6 protein-coding genes and 1 pseudogene are annotated in these 4,741 nt (G+C 66.5%); 1 reads left to right on the forward strand and 6 read right to left on the reverse strand.

What is annotated here, in order from left to right:
- The 6 genes from FNH04_RS41510 to FNH04_RS41535 form a co-directional block, all read right to left on the reverse strand.
- Positions 1–1,107 (reverse strand): phage tail protein (locus tag FNH04_RS41510; RefSeq protein WP_152791417.1); only part of this gene is annotated, 1,107 nt, incomplete at its 3' end.
- 27 nt (positions 1,108–1,134) lie between these two features.
- Positions 1,135–1,917: a hypothetical protein gene (locus FNH04_RS41515; RefSeq protein ID WP_152791418.1), complete on the reverse strand. Its 783-nt coding sequence runs from the start codon at positions 1,915–1,917 to the stop codon at positions 1,135–1,137.
- 11 nt (positions 1,918–1,928) lie between these two features.
- Positions 1,929–2,144, reverse strand: coding sequence for a hypothetical protein (locus FNH04_RS49565; protein ID WP_386575495.1), 216 nt, complete (start codon positions 2,142–2,144; stop codon positions 1,929–1,931).
- Positions 2,145–2,359: 215 nt separating this feature from the next.
- The gene (locus FNH04_RS41525; RefSeq protein ID WP_152791419.1) at positions 2,360–2,650 is read right to left on the reverse strand and encodes a hypothetical protein; all 291 of its coding nucleotides are present in this window, start codon (positions 2,648–2,650) and stop codon (positions 2,360–2,362) included.
- Between the two features lie 52 nt (positions 2,651–2,702).
- Positions 2,703–3,311: a phage tail tube protein gene (locus FNH04_RS41530; protein WP_152791420.1), complete on the reverse strand. Its 609-nt coding sequence runs from the start codon at positions 3,309–3,311 to the stop codon at positions 2,703–2,705.
- A gap of 100 nt (positions 3,312–3,411) precedes the next feature.
- Positions 3,412–3,819, reverse strand: coding sequence for a hypothetical protein (locus tag FNH04_RS41535; protein WP_152791421.1), 408 nt, complete (start codon positions 3,817–3,819; stop codon positions 3,412–3,414).
- A gap of 546 nt (positions 3,820–4,365) precedes the next feature.
- On the opposite strand from FNH04_RS41535, the pseudogene FNH04_RS41540 reads away from it, so the two are divergent.
- A pseudogene (locus FNH04_RS41540) lies at positions 4,366–4,741 on the forward strand (hypothetical protein); the annotation flags it as partial.

Raw genomic sequence — 4,741 nt, forward strand, 5'->3', positions numbered from 1 at the left:
GGGGTGGACGTTGACGGTGACGGGGGCGGTCGTGGCGCCGCCGGGGCGGAGGGCCGACCTTGCCGCCGTCCCGGCGAGGCTGTATCCGGGGCCGATGGCGCTGCGAGCGGTGGCCGTGGCGAGCCGGCCCGCCGCGCCGGAGACCCGGTTGCCGGTGCCCTCGATGCCGAGTGCGAGTCCTTCGCCGACGTCGCGGCCGAAGCCCATCATCAGTTTGGAGGGGGAGGAGATGCCGAGGGCGCTGCGGATCGGCCCGGGGATCTTGTCGATGACGAAGTTCCTCACGGTGGAGACGAGGGCTCCGGCTTTGTCGCGGATTCCGTTGATGAGGCCCTGGATGATGTCGCCGCCCATGGTTTTGAGTCGTCCGGCGAGCCCGGAGAGCTGGCTCGTGATCTTTCCCGGCAGTTCCTTGACGAATCCGATGACGCTGCTGATGCGGTCGGAGACCGCGTTCTTCGCCTGGGTGAAGGCGTCCCGGACGATCGTGTAGACGCGTTTGACGCCCTGGATGTAGGAGACGACCATGTTGATGCCGAAGCGGACGATCGCGACGACCGCGTCGAACACTGTTTTCCAGAAGGTCCACAGGAGCGTGAAGTACGTCTTGACGCCGGTCCAGATGAGATTGACCGCCTTCATGATGACTTCGCTGATCCGCGGCCAGTAGCGCTCGATGATGGGTCTGACGAAATTCATCGTCCGGCTGATGACGTCACCGACGGCCTTGAACACCCGCTGCATGACGGCCTGCACGGTTTTGGACTGCATGGCCATGTCGACGATTTTGGTGACCAGCAGCATGACGATGCTGATGATGGCGCCCATGATGTTGGCCTTCATGGCCGTGTTCAGGCCCCGCATGGCGGTGGTCGCACCGCGCAGCCCGCCGGTGAGACGGCCGAACAGGCCACCGCCGGTCGCGGCGTTGCGCGCGGCGGTCTGTACGCCGGTGGCCGCCTGCTGGGCGGACGTCTTGAGCTTCTGCACCTCGGCGCTGCTCTGCCCGGCCGCGGTCCGCAACTGGTTCCCGGCGCTGCTCGCCTGGGTGAGCGCGGTCCGGAAACGGGTGAGCGCGCCGGTGGCCTGGACCAGAGCGGTTCTCATGGCCAACCCCTTTTCTGTGGATGCTGATCAGGTGAGCCCACGCCTTATTTCTTTCAGCTGCTTCTCGAAGTTCTGCGCATCAGGGTTCGCGCCTCGCAGTATTCGGGACAGCTGAACGACGGCTTCTCGGAGGTCTTTCTCTCGATCCTGGAGCTCCTTCGCCTGATCCTTCAGCGTCCTGAGGTTCGTTGAATGCTCCCCTTGTTTTTCGGAGGCGGTTCTCGCTCGGCTCTCCAGCGCGTCGATGCGAGGATCGAGTGACTGATTCAGTTCCTGGGTCAGCGCCTTGGCCCGATCGGTAGCCGACTTGACGGCGTCTTGGATCCTGTTCAGCGTGTCCTGGCTCATGTCATTGATGAGCCGCCTCACGTCCTGACGGAGATTCGGATCCATCGCCTTCCGTAGATCGCTCAACTCCGAGACCTGGACATTCAGCTGTTCCTGCATCGTGTGTATGTTCTTGCGCAGGGTGACGGGGTCGATCAGTTCCTTGATGCTTTCCCTGGTGGCCTGCGAGTTCACAATGCGGGACGCTCGCAGCTCGTCCAACGCGCGGGTGGTCTCGACACGGTTGAAAACCCAGTCCCTTATGGCTGCGTCGACCCTGAACGCATCGGCCTGCAGGGTGAAGACGTTTCCTTCGATCTTGGCCAGGTTTCCTGCGATGTTGAGGCCGGTTGCCTCGGGCTTCACCCCGGTGACCGCGAATTCCTCCGCGAGCCACCTGGGTTTGATCATCTTCCAGATGCCGTCGGCGAACTCCTGGGTCACCGAATAGGCCGAGAACCATTGAGGGATGGTGTTGCTCATGGCTGCCCTTCCTACGCGGGTGAGTTCAGGAACGCCACGATCTCGGCCGGTGTCGCAGAGCGTTTCTCGTCCGCGGCCGATGAGCCGAGAGGCGTGCCCGGTGTCGTCGAGGCGGGCCCGCCGCCGTCCCCCGGCCGCGGCACCGGCTCCGGGTAAGGTGCCGGCTCCGTGTCCTCGTCACGGTTCACCGTCGCGAACATCCAGTTGGCCACGGCCAGTTGGTCCACGACCGCCGCCAGCAGGTGGTCCGTGATCGTCCATTCCGCCTGTTCGCCGTGGAGGGCGCGGGAGAACGCCGAGTCGGCAGGCAGGTGTTCGACGAGGACGCGCAGGCGGCGGGAGGTCAGGCGGCCCCGGTGCCAGTCGAGGAGGTCGACTCCGTAGTGGCGGAGCAGGTCCGCCTCCAGGGCCTCGGCGTGCTCGTCGACCAGCGCGCCGAGGCTCAGCCTTCCCCCAGGGTCATACCCGTCTCGCTGCCGTACGCCTCCAGGATCGCGGAGACGTCCTGGACGCTGATGTCGTGCTTGCAGAAGCGTTCGAACTGGTCGGGGCCGAGCAGCAGGGCGAGCAGGCCGTCGATGTCGTTGTCCTCGAGGGCGGCAATCTGCTTGGCGATGCTGCGGGGGAACTCGGTGGGGAGGCGGAAGACGTCCTCGTCCACCTCGAACTCCCATTCCTTCCCGAGTGACTCGAGACGCTGGGCGCGGGCGGCGTTGACGTTGAAACGGGGCATGGTCGGTCGGGCTCCTGGGTGCGGTGGGCGAAGGGCGGCACGGGCTGCCGGGTCAGGCGGCGGAGCTCGACTGAGTCGCGGAGCTCACCTGCGTGGCGGAGTAGTTGGGGTCCTTCATCAGGAAGGTGGCCAGCGGGGCGGCGTCGTTGGTGGCGAGGGCGGTGAACGTGACGCCCAGCTTCACCGGCGCGGTGCGGACGAGAGAGATCTCCTCGGTCTCGGTGACCTGGCCCCGAGAGACGATCAGGCGGTACTTGACCTGGTCGCCGTCGGAGAACTCCAGGCCCAGCATCCGCTCGTCGAACTTCGGCTCGGCCGCCATGTCGTACCGGTAGACGCCGGAGCCGGTCGCGGTCTCCGTCACCGAACCGCCGCCGAAGAAGAACGGGAGGGTGTCCTCGTTCAGCTGCAACAGCTGGAACTTGAAGCTCAGGTCCCGGTCCGAGTACACGAACCGCGCGGCGCTGACGCTCTGCCAGGTGTCGATGGGGTCGAGTTTGTCCTTCTTGGAGATCTTGACCCCGTCGGTGGTGGTGTAGCCGAGGTCCTTCCAGCCGGCCCAGTCGACGGTGGTGTCCTTGGGTGGCGCGGTACCCAGGTTCGCGATGAGGACACGGCCGCTTCCGGCGACCCGGATCTCGTTGGAGTTCGTTCCGGCCATCACTGCTCCTTGTTGTGAGTGCGTGCCCGCTTGCTGCGGTGTGTGCCCGTGTGCTGCGGTGTGTGCGCCTGCTGCCGTGCGTGGGTGCGATCGCTCCGCGTCAGGCCGGGCGCAGCACCAGTCGGGTGGTGGAGAGGTAGCGGTTGGCGGCCGCATGGCGGTAGTCGGGGAGCCAGCGGGGCCCGTCTTCCTCGACCACGTCGTGCACCGCGGCTCCGCCGTACGTGGCGCCGCGCAGCTGGAGCACCAGGGCGCGGGCGACGAGGGAGAGGGTGTGGGCCGCGGACTTGTCCGGGCCGTAGGACTCCAGGTCGACCAGCGGGTTGTCCAGCCGGAGGTCCTCGATCCAGGCTCCGCCGACCCGGGAGACCAGGACCGCGCGCTGCGATCCGTCGAAGCCGGAGGGCGGCGTCACGGCGACGAGGGCGCCTGCCAGTTCCGCTCGGTCCTTGATGAGGTCGACGATCAGTCGTTCGACGTCGGGAAAGACAACGAGCGGTTCTGTCATGACGGCCGCCTCTGTCGCTGTTTCCGCGCAGGCGGCGTCTGTCGTCCCTGCCGCGCCCGCAGCGTGTGCCGCGCTCGCCATGCCCGTTTGCGCGCAGATCGAATGTCCGGCACGTCTCCCCCTGGTATTCCGTATTCCGTTGATATTCCGCGTGTACGGCGGAGATGTCGGCGCGGGCGAATTCCTTGGTCGAGCCGTGCGCTTGTCCGGGACCGTCGAGGTGAATTGATCGTTCCGCGAGCGAGGGGAACGGCTCCTCATCCGGTGCCCCGGTCGCGAGCCCCCCGCTCCCTGAACTCTCCCTGGCTCATGGACAGTTGATGCACCTGGCTCAATGGCCCCAAATGTAACTGCGGTCTCACCGGCACGGGGAGTGGTCGATTGTCACAAGCCGGTAACAATGGGTGTGGGAATTCCGCCGGGTCCGGTGATAAAGGCCGGGTCGGGCGGTGGGGTGCGTTTGACGCTTCGTCCGACGCCTGTCTCCCCGAGCCGAACTGGGTCAAGATGTCCGGCACCAACTCAACTTCCTTTGATGGGGGACTCTTGACAGCCTTTCATTCCGCTTTCGTGCACCCCGACCAGTCCGTCACCTATTGCGGGGAGGTCGACCAGGCACACGTCGAGGAGGCCCGCGCCATCGCCGCCGTCGAGGGCACGCCTCGCTTCGTCGTCGAGCATCCGAGGCGCCCGGGCTCGGTGTTCGTACTGCGGGAGGACGGCGATCTCGACTGGTACGAGCCGGTCGACGCCGCTCCGTTCGAGATCCGCAGACCCGACCCGGCCGCACGCCCACCGGCTGCCGACGACGACCAGCCCGGAAGTGACGCGGGCACCGCCGGCAGCGACGCGGGCACGCAAGGCAGCGACGCGGGCACGCCCGGCACCGACGTCCGTACGCTCGGCACCGACGCTCGTACGC

It is taken from the genome of Streptomyces phyllanthi, from assembly GCF_009377205.1.
Taxonomy (GTDB): domain Bacteria; phylum Actinomycetota; class Actinomycetes; order Streptomycetales; family Streptomycetaceae; genus Streptomyces; species Streptomyces phyllanthi.